The organism is Winogradskyella wandonensis, assembly GCF_004346845.1.
Taxonomy (GTDB): Bacteria; Bacteroidota; Bacteroidia; order Flavobacteriales; family Flavobacteriaceae; genus Winogradskyella; species Winogradskyella wandonensis.
Genome location: NZ_SMGI01000002.1, coordinates 318,399 through 339,229 on the forward strand (window position 1 = coordinate 318,399; position 20,831 = coordinate 339,229).

A 20,831-nucleotide genomic window follows, 5' to 3' on the forward strand; every position below is an offset into this window, starting at 1 on the left:
ATTAATTATTTTGTTCTGATTTTTTGTTCCCACTGCCATGCATCTCGCATAGCTTCATCTAAAGTGAGGCTTGATGTCCAACCCAACATGTTTTTGGCTTTAGAGATATCAGCATAGGCAGACATCACATCTCCAGTACGTCTTTCAACAATTTTATAATTCAGTTTTTGGTTTGAAACTCTTTCAAAAGCTTCAATAACCTCAATCACTGAGCTTCCTTTTCCTGTTCCTATATTGAAAACTTCATAATTTGAAGTTTGATGATTGTTTAACAATCGTTCTAGAGCGACAACATGTGCTTTGGCTACATCAACCACATGGATATAATCTCTAATGCAAGTCCCATCTGGCGTTGGATAATCGTTTCCGAAAACTGACAACTCTTTTCGTAAACCGATTGCTGTTTGCGTAATGTAAGGTACTAAATTTTGTGGAACGCCTTGTGGTAACTCGCCAATCTCTGCTGAAGGATGCGCCCCAATAGGATTAAAATAGCGTAAGGCAATTGTTTTTAAATATGAGCTGACGTTGCAGGTATCTATTAAAATTTCTTCACAGATTTGCTTCGTATTCCCGTAAGGTGATTGTGCTGGTTTTATTGGTGCATTTTCAGTAATTGGCATTTTATCGGCTTCGCCATAAACTGTACAAGATGAACTAAAAATTATATTTTGTTTATCGAGTTTCAACAACTCCTGAAGAAGATGTATAAGTGTTGAAACATTATTCTCATAATAAAACAAGGGTTTTCCAACACTTTCGCCAACGGCTTTGCTGGCTGCAAAATGTATAACGCCATCAATGTCGTTATGGCGTTCAAAAAAATCTTTTAGTTTAGAGTTGTCTCTTAAATCTAGCTCTTCAAATTCTGGTCGAATTCCTGTAATAGCTTCAATACCATTTAAAACTGATATTGTAGAATTAGAAAGATTATCAATAACTACAACATCATAGCCTTCGTTTTGTAGCTCCACAACTGTGTGAGAGCCAATATAACCAAGACCTCCAGTTACCAAAATTTTCATACTCAGAGATTAGTTGGCATCTATATAAACTCTAAAACTGTTTTTGTTATAAAAGCAATCTGCTCATCATCCAACTCTGTATGCATTGGCAAAGAAATTACAGATTGCACCAAGTCGTTTGTAACCTGAAAATCAGCTTCATTATAACGGTTATCAGCATAGGCCTTCTGCTTGTGTAACGGAATGGGATAATAAACACCACAAGGGATTCCCTTTTCGTTTAAATGTGCCACAAGTGCATCTCTATTAACATCTTTTAAGTTTAAAGTGTATTGATGAAACACGTGACAGTCACAAGTATCGCAAATTCCATCACAGTTTGTTCTTCCAGATGGCACTGTAATTTTTGGATGATTTTTAAAGGCTTCGTTATATTTTCGAGCAGCATCTCTGCGTGCATTGTTATAACTATCTAAATGCGGTAATTTAGCATCTAAAACAGCTGCTTGCAAAGAATCTAATCTCGAATTTACACCAACCACGTCATGGTGATAGCGCTTGTACATCCCGTGATTTACGATTCCCCTTATGGTATGTGCTAAATCATCATCGTTAGTAAAAATAGCACCACCATCACCATAGCAACCTAAATTTTTAGACGGAAAAAAAGACGTTGAAGCTACGTGACCAATAACGCCGGTTTTGGTTTTAGAACCATCTTTATGTGTGTAATTTGCTCCAATACCTTGCGCATTATCTTCTATAACATAAAGATTGTGTTCTTTAGCTAAATCCATAATTTCATCCATATTGGCAGCTAAGCCAAATAAATGCACAGGGACAATGGCTTTGGTTTTTGGTGTAATTGCTTTTTTTACAGCATCTACATCTATGTTAAAAGTTACTGGGTCAACATCTACCAAAACTGGTGTTAACTTTAATAATGCAATAACTTCTACTGTTGCTGCAAAGGTAAAATCGGCAGTAATAACCTCATCGCCTTGTTCTAAGCCGAGACCCATCATTGCTATTTGTAAAGCATCGGTTCCGTTAGCACACGGAATGACATGTTTTACATCTAAATAATCTTCAAGATTTTTTTGAAATTGATGCACTTTCGGACCGTTTATAAAAGCAGCACTTCCTAATATTTCATCAAAAGAACTATTAACTTCATTCTTTATTTTGGTATACTGGCCTTGAAGGTCGACCATTTGTATTTTTTTCATTCTAAAAAGTGTATTAAAACTAATGCCTTTTGGCTTATAGCGAAAGTACAAAAATGTTATGGCTCGTTCACAAATTTAATGGAAAGAATGTATTTTAGCACAAATTGAATATGTTGAAATTCTTTTATTCTTTAGGAATCTATCTGCTCGGGTTAGTTTTAAAGCTATTATCGCTTTTTAATGAGAAAATTAGACTTGGCGTAAAGGGTAGAGAAAAGACCTTTAAAAAACTTGAAGAATCGATTGCCAAAACAGATAAAACAATTTGGATGCATGCTGCATCTCTTGGAGAATACGAACAAGGCTTGCCAGTTTTACAAGCTCTAAAATCTAAGTATCCAGAACGTAAAATCATAGTTTCTTTTTTTTCACCGTCAGGTTACGAAATTAAAAAAAATGCTACCGAGATAGATGTTGCCGTCTACTTGCCTTTGGACACGCCAAAAAATGCTCGTAGATTTTTAAATTTGGTGCATCCAGATTTAATTCTTTTCGTGAAGTACGAAATCTGGCCTAATATCCTTATTGAAGCACAAAACAGACAAATTAAATCGATACTGTTTTCCGCTACATTTAGAAAAAATCAATCTTACTTTAAATGGTATGGTGGTTTTATGCGGAACGCTTTGTTTACTTTCGAGCATATTTTTACTCAGGATTTGGCTTCTAAACAATTGATTGAATCTATTGGTTGCAAAAGCGTTTCAGCTGCTGGAGATACGCGTTTTGATAGAGTTAGCAAGCAACTAAAAATGGATAATTCTATTGATTTTATCCAAGCATTTAAAGCAGAAAAAACAACAATAGTCTTTGGAAGTTCCTGGCCAGCCGACGATGCGCTTTTTATTCCTTTTATCAATCAAAATCACGTTGATTTAAAATTTGTAATTGCACCTCATAATATCAAACCAGGCTATATCGACGCTATTGTAGAACAACTTAATGTCGCAGTTGTAAAATTCTCTGAAATGGCAGGAAAAATTCTTTCGGATTACAACGTATTAATCTTAGACACCATTGGTTATTTAAGCAAATCTTATGCCTATGCCGACATTGCTTATGTTGGTGGCGCAGCGGGTAAAACAGGGCTTCATAATATTTTAGAACCAGCGGTTTTTGGTGTTCCAATTATCATAGGAAAAAACCACAATAAATTCCCAGAAGCCTCTAGATTAATAGAACTTGGCGGTGTGATTTCTGTAAGTGATAATCAAAACTTTTCAAGCTATATTTCAACTTTAATAAATGATAAGGCTAAAAGGGAAAAATTGGGAGCCGTTAATTCTACTTACATAAAAAATAATCAAGGTGCCGTAGTCCATATCATGGATTATATACGTATATAACATTAGATAAAAATGACTGCAAACTAAGTTGTTGTCATTTTTTTAGTTATTTTACGAATTCAACTAATAAACTAAAACTATTTTATTATGAAAAAAATCTTATTAAGTCTATCATTATGCACAGTGTTAGCTTTATCTTTTACATCTTGTAAAGATGCAAAAAACGAAGCAGATAAAGCGGCAGATAAGATGGAGGAAGCAGCTAACGAAACGTCAGATGCTATAGACAAAGCGGCTAAAGATATGAAAGAAGCAGCTGAAGAAACAGTTAGCGAAGCAAAAGCCGCAGCTAACGAAATGCTTGCAAAAGCTGAGCAAGAATTAAAGGATGCTCAAGCTGCTGTCGATAATGCAACTGGTGAAGCCAAAGCTGAGGCTGAAAAAGCTTTAGAAGCAGCAAAAGCTAAGTTTGAAGCTGCCAAACAAAAAGCAGCAGAAATGGCTAATGATGCTAAGGATTCTGCAAATGATGTAGTAGAAGACACTAAAGACGCGGTTAACGACGCTGCTGAAGACACTAAAAAATCAGTGAATGATGCTATGGACAAAATGAAGTCTGGAAACTAGTTCATTCATAAAACATTTATAACTAAGGCTTAGAGATTTCTCTAGGCCTTTTTTGTTGTTTCGTTAAGTTCTAATTCACTCTTAATCATTTCGGTCTTAAAATTTACTTTTTCTGCCGAGGCTAAAGTATCTACCAATATTTGGGAGGCCAATTGACCAATCTGAAATCCTTTTTGATTGATAACGGATAGTTTAGGACTTGATACATATTCTGAATCTACGTAGCCAAAGCCGATAATTGATATATCTTCAGGGACATTCTTACTTAAGGCTTTAACTGAATTAAGTGCCATAATTCCTGTAATGTGATCTATTGAAATTATTGCATCTATCTCTTGATGCGCCTGTAAATAATTTTTTATTAATTCATCAGGACTTTCTTCTCTGTCGAGTTTTATTATATTGGTTTTAAGATTATGTTCTTCAACAGCTTTTTTGTAGCCATTAACACGGTGCTTACCTACGCTTAACTCTTCAATATTACTTATTAACAATATGTGTTTTCTGTTTTCTTTTTGTATTAAGTACCTCGTAGCTTCAAAAACAGTATTAAAATCATCTACAACAACTTTATTACAATCAATATCATTTAGTACCCTATCAAACATTACTATTGGAGCATTTTTACTTATTGTCTCGAAATGCTTGATATCGTATTTTATCTGAGTTTCTCTAGCAACAGCAACAATAAAACCATCTACACTACCTGAAGATAACAAGTAGAAACTCCGTTGCTCTTTTTCTAAACTCTCATTAGAGATACAAATAGTCATGTCGTAGTTATTATTGCCCAATGTGGTTTCTATTCCATGTACAACTTCAGCAAAAAAAGGATTCATCAGGCTTGGCACAACGACACCTATAACTTTAGTTTCACTAGATTTTAATTGCTGTGCAATTCTGTTGGGCTTATAATTAAGCTCATTTGCAAGTTCTGTTACTCTTTTTTTTGTTGCTTCACCAATTTCACTACTATCACTTAGCGCTTTAGAAACAGTAGAGACAGATACGTTTAATAATTTTGCAAGTTCTTTTAGGGTTACCATAGGATTGAATTAAAAAGCCACACTAAGATAAGTGTGGCTTTTGAAATAATTGGCATAATTGCACATTTAGTTTTTAACAAGTCTTAGCGTAGTAGAAGATCCTTTAGAACTTAGCTTTGCTAAATATAATCCTGTTTTTAATGCTGAAGCATCGATAGAAACATCTTGGCTATTTGGCTCTAATGATAAAACAGATTTACCCAATATATCATAAACCTCAACCTTTTCGATAGTTGTATCTAATCCTGAAATATTCCAAACTGTATTTGATGGGTTTGGAAATACTTTGAAACTATTATTATCGAAACTATTTGTGCTTAAAACTGTTTGGCTACTATTATTCCACGTTGTTTGAACTGTTAAGTCATTAGCAACTTGAATAAATCTATTGGTGCAAACACCACCAGCGCAGGGTCCTGAGCTTGACGAAGTATTAATGGCTCCCTGAGTAAATTGTTCATCGGCGATATAATTACCAACGACAAACTTATATTGCCAAGTCTGCTCTGCAAGAGGTATGGTAGCAGACCATATACCGCCACCTTGGTCTGTTAAGGGATTAGAATTTGCATCAAATCCATTCCATTCTCCAATAACTCTTACACCTGCCGATAAATCTCCACCGTAGCCTGACATATCAACAGAAAAAGTAACGTTATGAGGACCTGGATTAACTAAATCCTCAGCACAACCACCCCATGGAGCTGTATCCAAAACAATAGCCGAAGGGCCAATTTCTAAGTACCTATTGGTAAAACCAAAATTTGTTACAGAACAAACTGCTCCCTGAGTTAAATCCTCATAGACAGCTCCTCCATTTACAGTATATTTATATTCAATTGTACCTTCTGGTAATGGTAAAGTAACTTCCCAAATTCCTCCACCCATATCAGTCAATGGATTACAATTTCCACAAAAACCATTAAAGGTTCCATTAACTTCAACTGTAGTAAAAGAGCCGCCGTAAGTGGACATATCTACACTAAAAGTCACATTTTGTTGAGCAATAAGACTCAATGATAAAAATAGAATAAATAAAAAAGTAATTTTTTTCATGCATTATGTTTTTAGTTAATTAATATTCAAAAATATTTGATTAAATATAAAATTAAGGATTTGTCACCACAATAATAACAATACAAATCCTTTTGTTTTGTTAAAATTCCATGAATCGCAAAAAAAAAGCCACACCAAGATAAGAGTGGCTTTTGAAATTACTATTATGTTTCTTAATTAATTTTTAACTAAGCGTATTGTCTTAGTAGTTCCATTTGCAGAAAACTTAGCTAAATACAATCCTGTTTTTAGTTGAGTTGCGTCAATTTCTACATTTTGACTTTCTGGTTGTAGTGATAATACATTTTTTCCTAAAAGGTCATATACCTCAACTTGCTCAATCACCGTATTAGGTGATTCTATATTCCAAATAGAGTTTGAAGGGTTTGGATATACTTTAAGACTTCCAAGGTTACTAAAATCATTAGTAGATAATGCAGAACCAGATATTGAAAAGTTAAAAGTACCTGATGCTCTGGTAGATGGAGAGCCATCATCACCGATTCTTAAATAGTATGTTGTTCCTGTAGTTGCAGCAGTCAAACTTGCATTACAAGACCCAACCAAAGTACCCATACAATCACTGTAGAATGCATATTCAAATCCAGCGTCTAAAGTCACATTGACTTCTCCATCTTGAGCAGCAGTGAAAGAATACCAAACATCATTACCTGTAACACATCCATCTGATAATCCAGAATCAGTAGCGCCTACATTAGTACCGCTTAAGGTTGCTCCAAAATCAATACTATCAATAACTTCTGCATTATCACAGTCATCATTAAGTTTGTAAAAATACAGGTTGTCAAAATATATTGGACCAAAAGCTGAAGGACCTGCAGCTACTATTTGTACTAGAGCAACTTGATTTCTTGCAGCTGCACTATTTGCAAAGTCATCTAAAGCAACATCTCCAGAAATCCATGCACCAGAGCCAGAAGCATTAACATCGAACGAAGTATTAATATTTTGAGCACCATCTCCAGCTGGATAGTTTGGAAAATCTAAAAGAAAAACCTGAAATAGCTGACCCGGAGCAACATCTCCTTCAACATAAAAATCAACATGCATGTGCGTAAAATCTGTTAAGTCTAAAGCAGGTGAGGCTCCGAAAAATTCATACTGAGCGCCTCCTCCAGGAGTAGGAGCTGTAAGACGTCTAGTATCATCAGCCACATCAATAGTAAAGTTGTCTAGACTAGCTCCAGCGAAGACATTAATTCCTGAAACTGATACATTAGAATATTCTCCGCTGAAAATAGAAATAACGTCATTGGGGTCACGAGCTGGAGCATTAGGTGCCGCTGTTGATGGAGGTACTGGACAAGGCCCACAATCTGGTCCACCACAGTCCACACCAGTTTCTAAACCGTTTTGTACGCCATCTGTACAAGTTGGTAATATGTCACCACCGTCTAATCCTCCTGCAATATTATCTACAAAATGTACTTGTGATAAATTTGCAACTCCAAAATCAACGAATAGAGAAATTGTTGCATATTTATCTAATGTTACAGGCAGTGGTGTTGGGCATCCTTGACAATTTGGAAATCCATTATCGGCTGTATCATAATCTAAAACTAAAGAATTTAAACCAGCAACTACTGGTGCGTTTATTTCTACAGGCAATCCATTTTCAGAGCCCTCTTGAGCTCCATTGCTAAATTGTACTAACAAATTTCCTGATGAGGCTGCATAAAACTCTAATGTAATAGTATTATTTGCTGAGTCAGATAAATCAACATATCGAGTTAAGTCTAAAGAAACTGGGTCACCAAACTGATCTCCAGCACCATTTATTTGAAGGACATCACCTGAACATCCATCCGTAGAACATCCCGCAGGGTCTACAACAATCACCGAAGAAGAACCATTATTTCCAGAAAAAACATCAAGTGAATCTGAGAAATCTAGAGGAAAACTTTGTGAATAAGAAAACGCCGTAAACAAAAATACGCCGATAAAAAAAGTAATTTTTTTCATGTGTTATAGTTTTAAGTTAATTATTTATAAAAATATCAGTTATAATTTTGAATAAAGTATTTAACACCACTACAATAACTATACAATCATCATTATTGTGTTAATATTTTATGAATTTGTCAAAATTACAGCTTCTAAAATTTCAAATTCTCATGTTTATCCCAAAGTCCCCAATAGGCTCCAACATCGCCTTCGTCTCCAGTCTTCCAAGATTCGTCAAAGGATGAGAAATAAAAGATTGGGATGTCATTTTCTTTGGTCCATCGCATTGCATCGATAAAATATTTCATTGCGGATTCTTCTCCTGCAAAAGCACCTTTAAGACTTCCGCCTTGACTAGGCCATCCTGTTTCTGTTATAATTATTGGTTTGCCTTGCGCAGCATCTACCACCTGCCCATACATAGCTTGCATGTGCCCTAATGCGTAATCAATAGGACAACCTTCCCAATACGGGTAAAGATTAGCTAGAATTACATCTGTATTCTCTACTAACTCAGGATGTCTTGAAAACTCATAATACGCATCAACATAACCTACGGGAATATCCAAACCTGATAAGGCTTCTTTTACTCTTTTGATGTAACCGATAAGCTCTTCTAAGCTTAAATCATTTCTATAAAGCACTTCATTTCCTACTGCTGCAACATCTACATGCCCAGCTTTGGCCAAAGCAATTAAACCTTCAATTTCTTTTTCATTATCATCTTTATCATCAGATAGCCAAGCACCGACCAATGTCTTTAGTCCGTGTTTTTTTGCCGCAACGGGTACATGCTCATTACCTTCTATACAAGAAAAAGAACGAATGGCTGAGGTATATGGTTTTAATATTTTTACACGACGCTCTACTTGCTCAAAACTTATATCATCACCTGGTTCTTGACCATCTTCGTACATACTAAAGCAGATACCATGCATTCCGTCTTCTATAGTTTTTCGCCATAAAGCCTTTAAATCCTCAAGACTATATTGAGATATTTCAATTCCTACTGTCTGGGTTTGACTGTAATTTGATTTGTAATAGGATTCTTCTCTGTAAGACATTATATTTTTATAATTTATGTTATTATAATTCGCCTCTTCGCTTTACAAGTTCTGCTTTAATTTCTCTAGCTCTATCTTCATTTAAGCTATATTTCCACATGACCCAAACGGCTAATGCAGCCGTACCCGCTGGAACAATTATATCTGCAATTCTAAGATTATTCATTGTTTCTATGGACTGCTCCGTTACATTTGGATCAAAACCAACAATACTTAAAATTACTCCTCCTAAAACAAGAGCCATAGACTGACCTATTTTTACCATTAACCAGTATATTGCTCCGAAAGTCCCTTCTTTTCGAGGCATACCATTTTCTAACTCATCTAAATCACATACATCGGCAGTCATTGACATCATCAAAGTAAATAATCCTCCCATACCAAATGCAAACAAAGGGATAGGTAAAAATATAAGCCATGGGATTTCATTTCCAGGGTCAATACTAAACCATGACATCCCTATATCATCTAATATAGGATTTAAAGATTCAAAAAGTGAACCAACACCAGAAGTTAAACTCTGTCCAAGCTCTGTTTGATTAAATTCTCTATTTAAGTCTTTATCAAATCCCCACCATTTTAAAATATATCCCACTATAGATATGATTGTTGATATGATAAAAGCTCTACGCTTACCCCACTTATTTGACATTCTTGTAATTATTGGAATTACAATGAATGCTGTTATTATAGCATTAATTGTATTGAACCATGCAGGCCAAGTTCCTGCTAATTCGTAACTACCACTATACATATAAAACACAATGATAAAAACACCAAATGCCGCAACTAACTGAAATCCATTGAACACCAAGAATGTTGCGCCGCAAAGCTTCATAAATGGTTTATTTTTAGAAACTTGTTTAATTCCATCCCATAATTCCACCATGTTTGATGACAAAGTCTTCCAAGTAATCTCTTTACGATTCTCCATGTTAGCAGAATCTATCCCCTTACAAAATAAGGCCGGTAAAATTCCAAATACGACACACAATGCACCTACTATTAGTGCCATTGTACGAACACCTTCTGTCTGAGTATTGAACGTATTAGAGTCTGGAATAATAACATATAGCCAAGGAACAATCATCCATGCTATTTGGCCCATCGTATTTGAAAAAGCCATTAGGCGTGTTCTTTCGTTATAATCTGAAGTCATTTCATATCCTAAGCCAACAAGTGGAGTAGCAAACATTGTATTTCCAATAAGGAAAAGCAATTGGATAACCATAACATGCCATATAATATATGTTTGAGAAGCATTATCATCGATTTGCCACATTAAAAAGAATAAAATTCCACTAATAATCGCACCAACGAATATGTAAGGTCTGCGTCTTCCCCAACGAGACTTTGTATTATCTGATATGAATCCCATTATTGGGTCGGTAATTGAATCGAATATTCTAGGCAAACCGCCGAGAAGACCTGCCCACAACGGATCTACACCCCATGCCGTAAGTAAAAAAAACTGAATAAAGACACCTAACGTTCCAGGAAGAATATTCAATATAAAGTGACCTGCTCCAAAAGCAGCTTTTTGACCAATAGGGACTTTAGTAGAACTCATAATTATATTAGTTAGTTGGAATTATTATTGTTTGTAGTGCTCTTGCACTAATGGTAATTGGTTGAAGCTTTTCTCCTAATGCAAGATTAAAATCTTGAGCTTCATCGCCTTCATTAAAAACAACAACAGCAATAGAACCATCTGGGTTTTTTGCAGCTGTGATTTGTAAATTCTCGTTCTGATTATTCACGCCGATAACTTCCGCTCCAGGTCGAATATATTTACTGAAATGCACCATAACATAATACAGTGGCGTGTAATACACTTCATCCTTGTCTGGGTCTACAATTATTGGTGCGATACACCAATTTTTAAACCAGTTTGGACCACCTTGCTTATCTAAAACCATATTCCAATCGACCCATCCATCGACCCAATTATTTAGGCAACCAATGATGTCTCTGGCATATCTATTAAAAGGTGAATATTTAGGATGTAAATATTTTTGGTCTTCTGGCGCCCAATCCCAGCCCCAGTCTGTAGCTTCTTTTTTAAAATACCATGCATCATCTTTCCAAACTGGCACCTCTGCATCAATGCAACCTTCTGTTTCTATAAGATATTTGTTTGGGGCTTTATTATGTGCATATTGCAAATCTTCTGGGAACACTTCGTAAGTACTCTCGTACCAATGTATAGCAGTACCATCGTAATATTTAGCAGACTCTTCCGTGGCGTACATCACATCAACCCATTCTTTTATACCAGCACGGTTTTGATCATAACCTAGAATTACTTTATCTCCATAACCATCAGCTTCTAATTTTGGTCCCAAATGATGCTGAACAAATTCTGTCATTTCTTCTGGTGAGTAGTGCATACTTTCCCAATTATTTCCGTTACCGTGAGGCTCGTTCTCTACAGTAAATCCCCAAATAGGAATTCCCAAATCTTCGTAAGCTTTAGTATATTTTGAAAAGAATAGCGCCCAAGTATCGTAATACTTTGGGAGTAACTTTCCGCCAACCCAATCGTTATTGTCTTTCATCCATGGCGCTGCTGTCCATGGTGAAGCAAATAGTTTAAAGCCGTCTTCTGATGCCGCCATTGCGCCCTTAATCATCGGGATTAAATCTGGCATATCTTCTTCAATCGTAAAATGCTCTAGATTAACATCATCAGCTACTGGCGTGTACGAATAATTTGAAAGCGAGAAATCGCAAGAGTTCATATGCGTTCTCGTTAATGAATAATTAGCGCCTTCTCGACTGAAATACGCCTTTATGATTTCATCTCTATTTTCTTTGCTTAGTTTGTTTAGTAAGTAAGCCGAAGACTCTGTAAACGCGCCACCAAATCCAGTTATTTTTTGAAAGGTTTGATTTGGGTTTAGCGTTACATTAGCAATAGAGTCTCTAGATGGAGCAGCAAAAGACTTTATTTCGGTTAGCTTATTACCACTTTCTGAAGTTTCGTAAACAGAAACTTGCAACATATTTTGGTTGCTACAACTCATAGTGATTAGCAATAAAAAAATACAATATCTAGTTAGTTTTATTTTCATTTAATTCTATATACCCGGCTTATTTCGGCGCCATAATTTCTTCTTGAGATGGCGGAACTAATACTTCTTTTAATAAGGCAGATTTATTACCGTTGTATGTTTTCTTAACAGGATTACCATCTCTAGTTAATCCTTCAAAAATCCCTGCATCGACTAAATCCCATATAGGATACTTTGCCTTCCCGTCGATAGTAAATAATCCAAAGTGATTTTCTGAACCTTTAGGATTTTTTGCATCTTTCCACTGCTCGTTAAACGCTTCAAAATAAAAACAAGAAATACCTGCTCGGTTTGTCCATTCTCGCATCAGACTATAATATAATCCTTGTTTATACTCATCAGTTGCCCTAGAACCATTTTCACCGTATAAGCCATTTGAGACCGATGCCCAGCCTGTTTCCCCGATATGAATTGGTTTATTAACGCCTAAACTTTTCATGTAATTAGCTACACTATCGTACTGCTTTTGCGCAAAAATTAAAGCGCGCTCCATTGCCATCTCTATTTTTGTACTATCCGGCATACCTCTATGTGCATCTGGAACACCCCAAAACTCTGGATTATAATGTGTATTATGATAAGGATAGGTATGCATAGAAATATAATCTACAGACTTAATAAGTTCTTCAAGATCTTTAACATGATAGGAAGTGTCGCCACCACCCCAAGACGCAAAATCATCGGAACTCGTAATCCATAAATCCTTAGGCAACTTTCCTTCGGTCTTTAAATCTTGAAGATATTTTACCCACTTTAAAATAACGTCTGGCTGCACATAATAGCTGGTTGCCCATTTTACCATAGCCTCGTTACCAACGGCAATAATTTTAACAATGTCTGGATATTGATTTGCTAATTTAACGGCACGTTCTATTTCGCCCTTATTATTTGGGCTTTCTACATTATGATTTGGTGTTTTATCCGTCCAAGCATTAAGACAATCTATCCATGCGCCTAACATAACATACATCTCAAAATCTGGGTCTTCAGATTTTAATTCTTTTATGGCCTTTAAGATATTGGCCGCGTGAGGCAATTTAGGCTGGACATTGTATGTTCTAATGAGCTTGATACCCATCGCAGACAATAGTTTCATGTCTTCCTTGAGCTGAGGAATAGTTGGCTGACTATCTCTTGATTTAGCTCTATATCCACCGTAGGATATCGCTTGGTAATTTGGATTTCCTAATATATCTTTTGCTGTAACAGTAGCTTTTGACTGCATCTGATTTGATTTCGTTTTAGTTTTATTACAGGAAAAAACGATTGCTAGAAATAGAACGTAAATTGCTATGCTAACCGTCTTTTTCATAACTATTATTTTAAAATTGAAGGATTAATAAACACCTCTATTCTCTGAATATTTTCGTCTCTCTTAAAAATACTGCTGCTATTCGTTTTATCAAGTTTTAAACCTGAAATCTCTAACTCGGTATCATCAGATTTAAAAATTAATAACGATTGAGCATCTGCAATTTTATAAACAACAGGCACTTGACAAATTGTAAATGCTAACTCACCTCGGTTAATCTTAACTGATTTTTTAAGATTACCAATGCCCACATAATTGAAGGTTTTAGGCTCCTTTAAAAATTCATCTTTACGCAACATGCATGGATTAAAAACAAGTTGTCCTGCTTCTACAAAAACACCTAATTCTCCAAAACGGCTAAGGATATCTTCTTTTACTTGACCCGTCATACCTGGTTGTTGCGCGCCCTTTCCTGCTGGTGTATGTGAATAAGGGTCTGTTGGAAAGGCGCCATATAATTCTGGAGATTTATGCACACCTATACCTTCGTTAATTTCGTAATAATGTTCTAATAATTTGCCAACTGTAACATCATCTTCACCACTATTAATGGCTTTTAAACAACATTCTTGAACGGCTAGCAATAACTTGGATACCATGTGCCAATAAATTGAACCCAATCCTTCGTAACCATAAAATGTTCCAGAACGACCTGTAAATGCTTTATGATTAAAAACAGTTTCAAACAATTCTAAAACTGTCGATTTATCTGATTGTAATAGCGACTGGTACTCTGTATTTTCTAACTTGTTAAGTGCGACTTCTAGGTCATCTGCATTTTTAAAGTTGCCATTAAAGTGATAGTTGCCGTTTATATCTTTTTCAATAATTCGGGTATCTCCATCGGCCACTAATTTGGATAATAAATCAGAGGCTTTTACACGAGTCTGAGGAACATTATTTCGCTCCATAAAGCCTTTTAAATCCTTATTAGGGTAAAGCAAATAACTGTATTGGTCTGGTCTAAATAATCGACTACTTTTCATGCTATCCAATACGGCTAGTGCCTCTTTAGACGTTAAATATTTTGAACTGAGTACAGCCACTTGACCTTCTAACATTTCGTCTAAATACGAAATGGAAATGCCTCCATCTTTTGTCACCGTCATTAAGTTATAAGCGTGATACATATTATCGTCTCGCTTATTAGCACTGATAGAATGTTCTAAATATTGTAAGCTTAATGCAATAAATTCTTGCAGTTTAGATATTGATATTTCAGCTTTTCTGCCAGAAAACGATTTGTGATAAATATGATTTCTGAAATCACTAGCCGATTGGCCTAATCCATCTAAAACTAATTTTCTAGACTTATCATCGATATGTCCAGATAAGATGTATTCATTTGTTTTTAGTGTATTAAATATGCCCTCGAAAAAGGTAATAAGCTCGGTAGAAACCTCAACATTTCCAGTTTTACATTCTGAAAATATACCTTCGAAGAATTTTAAAAACCGTCTTAGATAATAGAGTGTTACCATGGACACGCCATTACCAACCAACGCATTATTAGCGTCATTCCATTCTGGTCGCTGGGTATTCATCCAAATTCCACCTTCTGGAATAAAATTTGAAAGTTTAGCTAAGGTCGTGGCTAAGATTTTCTCTATAAAATTCACCTTTACGATAAATCTATTTTCGTCTCTTAACAACGCGCCATCAGCACCTAATTCTTCACGATGTTGTCTTATTTTGGCGTCCAACTCATCATCGAACACTATAGTGTCCTTAGGATTTTTTAAAATATCTTGATACGCCTTTATCTTGTAAGGTACGTTAGCATATACAAATACGCTCTTGTTGAAAAGTTGTTCTAGTTTACTTGGTTTAACCTCGTTGAAAAACTCTAAAAATTTAAGTAAATAAATAATTTGGTGGTCGCCCCAATAGCCAATATAAGACCATGGGTCATCTGGGTCACTTTCTTCCCAATCGAAGCCATCTTTTGTAACGCGATATGGATTATAGCCATCAAAAGTAGTTGCATTAAGGAATTTATGAATCATACTCTCTATAAACTCCGGATATGAGTACGCCAAGGCTTCCCAATTCTGAAATATATCGCGCCAATTACCTTCGTAGTCTAAAATTTTGGCACCCGTTTCTTCGTCTCTTGTATTAATCGAAAATTTATTCCAAGGACGACTCGGGTCTCCATGACGGCGACTAAACTTTAGCGGCATATACTCGAAACACAAGCGTTTAAAATTTTGGTCATCACTAGCTTCTGCAATAGCATGCAGATGTGACAATGAAAATGAATCCGGTAAATCTTCAATTAAAGACTCTTTCTTTCGATTCACTTTTTTATTCGCTTTCGCTAAATAGTCTTTGAAGTCCCATTTTTCGATAACATAATTGTTGTCGAAAATGCCACCTCGCATAATATTAAAAAGCGTATTCGAAAAATGTCGTGTATCTCTTTGACTATCTTGCGTAAGCTGAAGCGCATCAGAAGACGCATTTAACTCAATTAGTTTCTGAGTTCCCAACTCAACATCGGCTTCTACCTTATTAAGTAAATCTTTATCACTAATAATGGCCTTTTTTAATTGTGCAACAGCTGAATGGTTCTGATTAACATTAATTACAAAAGACCATGTTTTGCTACTATTTGGGGCTAATAAAATCTCCGAATTTACGAAATAAGCTCCTTTTTCTGCTTTGACATCTGTTTCTTGATTAATCGCTTTTTTCTTTCTAAAATCATCTAATTGTAGTGATGACAATAAATATTTAGGCTTATCTAATCCTAAAGACCAAGCAACATTTGCTTTTAAAGCTTCGCTTGGTTCTGCCTTATCAACAATAATAGCACTTAAAGCAAGTATTCCTAGTCCAGATGCTTCGTCTAATTCTGTTCGTTTATAAGCATCAACCAAATTACTACTCGCATTTTGTAAATCGCTTCCAACGCCGTAGGGCAATAAATTTTGAAGACCATCTAAAATAGAGATTGCTTTTTTTGCTTTAGAACGGTTTTCTATAGTACTCGATTTAACAAAACCATACCGATTACTTGAACTCCATTGGTACCTAAAACAAACCTCTAAGTCGTGATTTATTTCTTCAAAAATTATCTTATTACCATATCTGTTTTTGTATAGATTTCTAGAGGTTTTATACAATCCTTCTTGCCTAATTGAAAACGGCTCCCATAAGTGTTTATCATCTATCCAAAAAATTGATTTACTACCAGTAATCTCTGAAGACTCCGTAATTTTATCATCTGTGTAATACGGAAAAAGGCTGTATTCGCTATTTTTTCGACCTGCGGTAAGTCCACCATTACTAGAAATAAATAGCCAATGATTGGAGTCACTGACGATGCTCATAAAAAATGGACGCATGGCATCGCTATTAGAAATCTTAAAATAAGACTCTCCGTCTATTTTAACGCTTTGTAGTTCTATTTCTTTTTCCGAATTAGATTCTTTGGAATTATATTTTGAAGCAGTACTTCTTCTCATTACTTACTTGTACTTTATATGTTTAAAAAAGGCTAACGTAATGCTAGCCTTTTAATATACAGGTCTATTAGAATTATTCTATTAATACGATATCATCGAAATAATAAGTCCCTCCAGTTGTAATTGGACTATCCGTCTGGTCGTTATCTGGCTTGATTACCAATCTAAAGTACGATGTTGGTGCAGGCATAGCCGTGAAAGTAAAGCTCACTTCTGTCCAGACATTAGCATCGGTTACCGTCACAAATGCTGGTGGCGGATTTCCAACAGTTGGTTCGTCTTGAGCTACTTCGAATCGGAAAACAGTATTTGGTTTAGTTGAATATATTTTCATTCTAAACTCATGACTTGGATTTGATAAATCAAAATTACTTCCAAAATTATTTTGCACTCCAGCAAAGAATTCCGAACCAGCTGGTTTATCAACCATTAAAACTGCACTTGAGGTATTTATGCCAGAAGGATTAGGATTATCATCTAAACCAGAGGTTAAGCCCGCTCCAAAATTAAGGCTTTGTGGGAAAGTCTCGCAACCTTCAAAATCTAATGGTAACGAGGATGCTGCAACCTCTCCAGTGGTACAATTACCACCTGTAGGTCCGCCTCCACCACCAGGAGAGCCATACACCATAATATCGTCAAAGTAATAAGTACTACCATCTGCAACGTTGAAATTGAAGAATATTACTAATTTGTTGAACTGTGGTGTTGCGGTTGGGGCAAAGTCATAAGTTAACTCTGTCCATGTATTTGCCGCGCCTGTTGTTTGGAGAATTTCTACAAAGTTACCAGCATTGCCTATTTCTTCAAGTTTTAATAACACAGGAGTATTTGCAATTGGTGACCAAACTTTCATCTTAATACCTTCTGAAGCGTTGAAATCTAACTTCTCTGCCAAGTCAATTTGTAAATTGTCAAAAGGTGAGTTGTTAAATCTAACTGCTTGACCTACTTTACAAGACGTATTTACAGGTCCAGCAAAGTCAGGATTATCAATCCAAGAAAATCCTGTGTTGTCTTCGATTATAGCTGGAGTATTTGTTTGGAATGTAATATTTAAATCTGCAGCTGCAATGGACTCAGAAGTTTCTGGAACGCAAGTTCCTCCGCCACCACCTGAGCCATAAACCATAAGGTCGTCGAAATAATAAGTGCTAGCATCACCAACGTTAAAGTTGAAAAATATAACTAGTTTATTAAATTGAGGTGTCGCCGTGGCTGCAAAATCATACGTTAACTCTGTCCATGTATTGGCAGCTCCAGTAGTTTGCAAAATTTCCACGAAGTTACTTGGATTACCAATTTCTTCAAGTTTTAATAAAACCGGCGTATTAGCCACTGGTGACCAAACTTTCATTTTGATACCTTCAGAAGTATTAAAATCCAATTTATCTGCTAAATCAATTTGAAGATTATCGAATGGTGAGTTATTAAATCTAGTTACTTGCCCCACTTTACATGATGTATTTATAGGTCCAGCAGCATCAGGATTGTCAATCCAAGAGAAAGCTACATTATCTTCAATTACAGGAGGCGTATTTGTTTGAAATGTAATATTTAAATCTGCTGCAGCTATGGATTCTGTCGTTTCAGGAGTGCAAGGTCCTCCAGTATCGCCAGCCACTTGTTCGATATCATCTATGTAAAACGTTCCGGCATCGGTCTGATTAAATGCTACGAATAAGACCATATCATTATAAGAACCTGTAGAGCCTAAAGTAAATGTTAGCTCTTCCCATCCGCTTCCTGTGTGGTTTTGTAAGTTTTCAACATCGCCTTCAGTACCATCTTCAAACTTCAGTAATATAGGTAGGGCTTGATTAGAGAACAGTTTTAAACGCACACTATTTTCTGTAGAAAAGTCTATAGGCACATCAAGATTGAAAAAGGCATTTTCAAAATTATCGCCAACATTTGTGATTTGCCCAACCTTTGACGCCGTAGCGTTAATACCCGATAATTCTGGATTATCTACGACTGTAAAGCTTACATTTCCTACGATTTTTGTAGCATAATCTATTGTTTCGCAATCAAAATCGATAGGTAATGCTAAATCAGTATCTTCACAAGGAATATCGTTTGTATTAATTTGAGTAATGTCATCTAAGTAAAATGTTCCAGAAGTTACACCTGGTCCATCAACAAAAAAAGTAACGCCATTATAGCTTGCTGCAGAGTCGAATGTAAAATATAATTCTTCCCAGCCAGAACCACCATGACTTGCTGTTACTTCTATATCACCTGCGGTACCATCTTCGAGTTTTAAAAGTATATCTACTGCCGATGTTGCCCAGAATAAAACTTTTACTGTTTTGTCTTCCGTTAAGTTAAGTGGTTCTCCTAAATCGAACAAAACACCTTCGAAAGTAGCGCCACTATTTGTAATAGCACCAACATTAGAGACTGTAGGATTAGCACCAGAAGCATCTGGGTTTTCTACAATTGCGAATGACGCACCTCCAAAAACAGAAGGCTCGTAATTAACTAAAGGATTATCGAATGTAATTGGAAAAGCTATTTCTTCTGGAATGCTGATAACTATGGTATCTTCGAAGGTATCTGAAGCACCAGCCACATTTTTTGCTTCTAAAACTACGGTATACGTTCCTGAAGTGTACACCTTTATTGGATTAACCTCCGTGGATGTAGTTCCGTCGCCAAAATCCCATGAGTAGGTATTAGCGTTAGTCGATGTATTAATAAAAGATACAACGCCTGTGTCTTGATTAATTGTTTGTGTGAATTCTGCATTAATCTGTGGCAAAACGACATCATCCTCGTCACATCCTAAATAGGCTAAAGCCAAAAATAGGATTGATAGCAATTTTATTCCTTTGGTTATGTTTTTCATAATATTTTTGAATTGTGTGGTTGTTATCTTTGGTAAACTCTTACGTAATCAACAAGCATTGTTTGCGGAAACTCGGTTTCTGCATTTGGTGGCCCAGGTAAATTGCCGCCTACAGCTACGTTTAGAATAATATAAAATGGTCTGTCATTAAATACCCATTCTCCTGGAACATCTTCTGGAGTAATTTGATTATACAATACATCGTCTATGTAATAATTAATATAGTTTGGTCCCCATTCTATCCCATAAATATGAAATTCTGTATCCACTCTAGTATTTTGAAGTGTATAACTTTTAGAAATAGACTCTGCTCCAGAATAGCCTGGACCATGTACTGTACCAAAAATGGTCGTTGGCTCGTCACCAACATTCTCCATAATATCTATTTCTCCAATCCGAGGCCAAATAGAACCATCGCTATCATCCCCTAATAACCAGAATGCAGGCCAATAGCCTTGTCCGTATGGTAAACGAATACGCGCCTCGAAACGTCCATAAAGCTGCTGAAACTTATTCTTAGTTTGTAGTCTTGCAGAGGTATATTGCGCGCCATTAAAGTCTTCCTGCTGCGCGGTAATTAGCAAATAACCATTCTCTGTCGTAGCGTTTTCTGGTCTATCAGTATAGTACTGCAGCTCATTATTTCCCCAACCTGGTATGCCTTGGGCTGCACCATCACCAATATCGAAATTCCAAATATCTCTATTGATTTGACCATCAATATCAAAATTATCTTCGAGTACTAAATTATCGAATGTCGCTACGGTCTGTGTTTCGTCTGTATTACAACTCGTGAAAAACAGAAATGATAAAAGACTAACCCCAAATACTGAGCAGACTCTCATTTCTTTTGTATTTCTTTTCAATTTCATCTTTTATTTATTTT

At 35.9% G+C, this 20,831-nt stretch carries 14 protein-coding genes; 2 read left to right on the top strand and 12 right to left on the bottom strand.

Features of this window, described 5'->3' with window-relative positions; genetic code table 11:
• Positions 1 to 5: 5 nt before the first annotated feature.
• Complete coding sequence (gene galE, locus DFQ05_RS06295; protein WP_132704554.1) at positions 6 to 1,025, bottom strand: UDP-glucose 4-epimerase GalE; 1,020 nt, start codon at positions 1,023 to 1,025, stop codon at positions 6 to 8.
• Between the two features lie 20 nt (positions 1,026 to 1,045).
• On the bottom strand, positions 1,046 to 2,194 hold the full coding sequence (locus DFQ05_RS06300) for a DegT/DnrJ/EryC1/StrS family aminotransferase (protein ID WP_132704555.1): 1,149 nt from the start codon (positions 2,192 to 2,194) through the stop codon (positions 1,046 to 1,048).
• Between the two features lie 110 nt (positions 2,195 to 2,304).
• On the opposite strand from DFQ05_RS06300, the gene DFQ05_RS06305 reads away from it, so the two are divergent.
• Positions 2,305 to 3,540 (top strand): 3-deoxy-D-manno-octulosonic acid transferase, encoded by a 1,236-nt coding sequence (locus DFQ05_RS06305; RefSeq protein ID WP_338419702.1) that lies wholly within the window; start codon positions 2,305 to 2,307, stop codon positions 3,538 to 3,540.
• A gap of 87 nt (positions 3,541 to 3,627) precedes the next feature.
• Positions 3,628 to 4,107, top strand: a complete 480-nt coding sequence (locus DFQ05_RS06310) for a hypothetical protein (RefSeq protein WP_132704556.1) — start codon at positions 3,628 to 3,630, stop codon at positions 4,105 to 4,107.
• Positions 4,108 to 4,148: 41 nt separating this feature from the next.
• Here the strand turns inward: DFQ05_RS06310 and DFQ05_RS06315 are convergent, their stop codons facing one another.
• The 10 genes from DFQ05_RS06315 to DFQ05_RS06360 all read right to left on the bottom strand — a co-directional run bounded on the left by DFQ05_RS06315 (position 4,149) and on the right by DFQ05_RS06360 (position 20,817).
• Positions 4,149 to 5,153: a LacI family DNA-binding transcriptional regulator gene (locus tag DFQ05_RS06315; protein ID WP_132704557.1), complete on the bottom strand. Its 1,005-nt coding sequence runs from the start codon at positions 5,151 to 5,153 to the stop codon at positions 4,149 to 4,151.
• Positions 5,154 to 5,219: 66 nt separating this feature from the next.
• Entirely contained in the window at positions 5,220 to 6,209 is a 990-nt protein-coding gene (locus DFQ05_RS06320; protein WP_132704558.1) for a T9SS type A sorting domain-containing protein, read from the bottom strand.
• Positions 6,210 to 6,386: 177 nt separating this feature from the next.
• Positions 6,387 to 8,192, bottom strand: a complete 1,806-nt coding sequence (locus DFQ05_RS06325) for a T9SS type A sorting domain-containing protein (RefSeq protein ID WP_132704559.1) — start codon at positions 8,190 to 8,192, stop codon at positions 6,387 to 6,389.
• Positions 8,193 to 8,326: 134 nt separating this feature from the next.
• Positions 8,327 to 9,238 (bottom strand): glycoside hydrolase family 17 protein, encoded by a 912-nt coding sequence (locus DFQ05_RS06330; protein WP_132704560.1) that lies wholly within the window; start codon positions 9,236 to 9,238, stop codon positions 8,327 to 8,329.
• A gap of 22 nt (positions 9,239 to 9,260) precedes the next feature.
• On the bottom strand, positions 9,261 to 10,808 hold the full coding sequence (locus DFQ05_RS06335) for an MFS transporter (protein ID WP_132704561.1): 1,548 nt from the start codon (positions 10,806 to 10,808) through the stop codon (positions 9,261 to 9,263).
• Positions 10,809 to 10,815: 7 nt separating this feature from the next.
• Positions 10,816 to 12,312, bottom strand: a complete 1,497-nt coding sequence (locus DFQ05_RS06340; RefSeq protein WP_132704562.1) for a glycoside hydrolase family 30 protein — start codon at positions 12,310 to 12,312, stop codon at positions 10,816 to 10,818.
• A 19-nt stretch (positions 12,313 to 12,331) separates the two neighbouring features.
• Entirely contained in the window at positions 12,332 to 13,624 is a 1,293-nt protein-coding gene (locus DFQ05_RS06345; protein ID WP_132704563.1) for a glycoside hydrolase family 17 protein, read from the bottom strand.
• A 5-nt stretch (positions 13,625 to 13,629) separates the two neighbouring features.
• Complete coding sequence (locus DFQ05_RS06350; RefSeq protein WP_199221971.1) at positions 13,630 to 17,094, bottom strand: hypothetical protein; 3,465 nt, start codon at positions 17,092 to 17,094, stop codon at positions 13,630 to 13,632.
• Between the two features lie 73 nt (positions 17,095 to 17,167).
• Entirely contained in the window at positions 17,168 to 19,945 is a 2,778-nt protein-coding gene (locus DFQ05_RS13790; RefSeq protein ID WP_132704564.1) for a PKD domain-containing protein, read from the bottom strand.
• 23 nt (positions 19,946 to 19,968) lie between these two features.
• Positions 19,969 to 20,817: a glycoside hydrolase family 16 protein gene (locus DFQ05_RS06360; protein ID WP_132704565.1), complete on the bottom strand. Its 849-nt coding sequence runs from the start codon at positions 20,815 to 20,817 to the stop codon at positions 19,969 to 19,971.
• Positions 20,818 to 20,831: the final 14 nt, after the last annotated feature.

Excerpts from the sequence above, each read along its gene's own strand:
- galE (WP_132704554.1), bottom strand. The coding sequence starts at position 1,025 with ATGAAAATTTTGGTAACTGGAGGTCTTGGTTATATTGGCTCTCACACA.
- DFQ05_RS06300 (WP_132704555.1), bottom strand. The coding sequence starts at position 2,194 with ATGAAAAAAATACAAATGGTCGACCTTCAAGGCCAGTATACCAAAATA.
- DFQ05_RS06305 (WP_338419702.1), top strand. The coding sequence starts at position 2,305 with ATGTTGAAATTCTTTTATTCTTTAGGAATCTATCTGCTCGGGTTAGTT.
- DFQ05_RS06310 (WP_132704556.1), top strand. The coding sequence starts at position 3,628 with ATGAAAAAAATCTTATTAAGTCTATCATTATGCACAGTGTTAGCTTTA.
- DFQ05_RS06315 (WP_132704557.1), bottom strand. The coding sequence starts at position 5,153 with ATGGTAACCCTAAAAGAACTTGCAAAATTATTAAACGTATCTGTCTCT.
- DFQ05_RS06320 (WP_132704558.1), bottom strand. The coding sequence starts at position 6,209 with ATGAAAAAAATTACTTTTTTATTTATTCTATTTTTATCATTGAGTCTT.
- DFQ05_RS06325 (WP_132704559.1), bottom strand. The coding sequence starts at position 8,192 with ATGAAAAAAATTACTTTTTTTATCGGCGTATTTTTGTTTACGGCGTTT.
- DFQ05_RS06330 (WP_132704560.1), bottom strand. The coding sequence starts at position 9,238 with ATGTCTTACAGAGAAGAATCCTATTACAAATCAAATTACAGTCAAACC.
- DFQ05_RS06335 (WP_132704561.1), bottom strand. The coding sequence starts at position 10,808 with ATGAGTTCTACTAAAGTCCCTATTGGTCAAAAAGCTGCTTTTGGAGCA.
- DFQ05_RS06340 (WP_132704562.1), bottom strand. The coding sequence starts at position 12,312 with ATGAAAATAAAACTAACTAGATATTGTATTTTTTTATTGCTAATCACT.
- DFQ05_RS06345 (WP_132704563.1), bottom strand. The coding sequence starts at position 13,624 with ATGAAAAAGACGGTTAGCATAGCAATTTACGTTCTATTTCTAGCAATC.
- DFQ05_RS06350 (WP_199221971.1), bottom strand. The coding sequence starts at position 17,094 with ATGAGAAGAAGTACTGCTTCAAAATATAATTCCAAAGAATCTAATTCG.
- DFQ05_RS13790 (WP_132704564.1), bottom strand. The coding sequence starts at position 19,945 with ATGAAAAACATAACCAAAGGAATAAAATTGCTATCAATCCTATTTTTG.
- DFQ05_RS06360 (WP_132704565.1), bottom strand. The coding sequence starts at position 20,817 with ATGAAATTGAAAAGAAATACAAAAGAAATGAGAGTCTGCTCAGTATTT.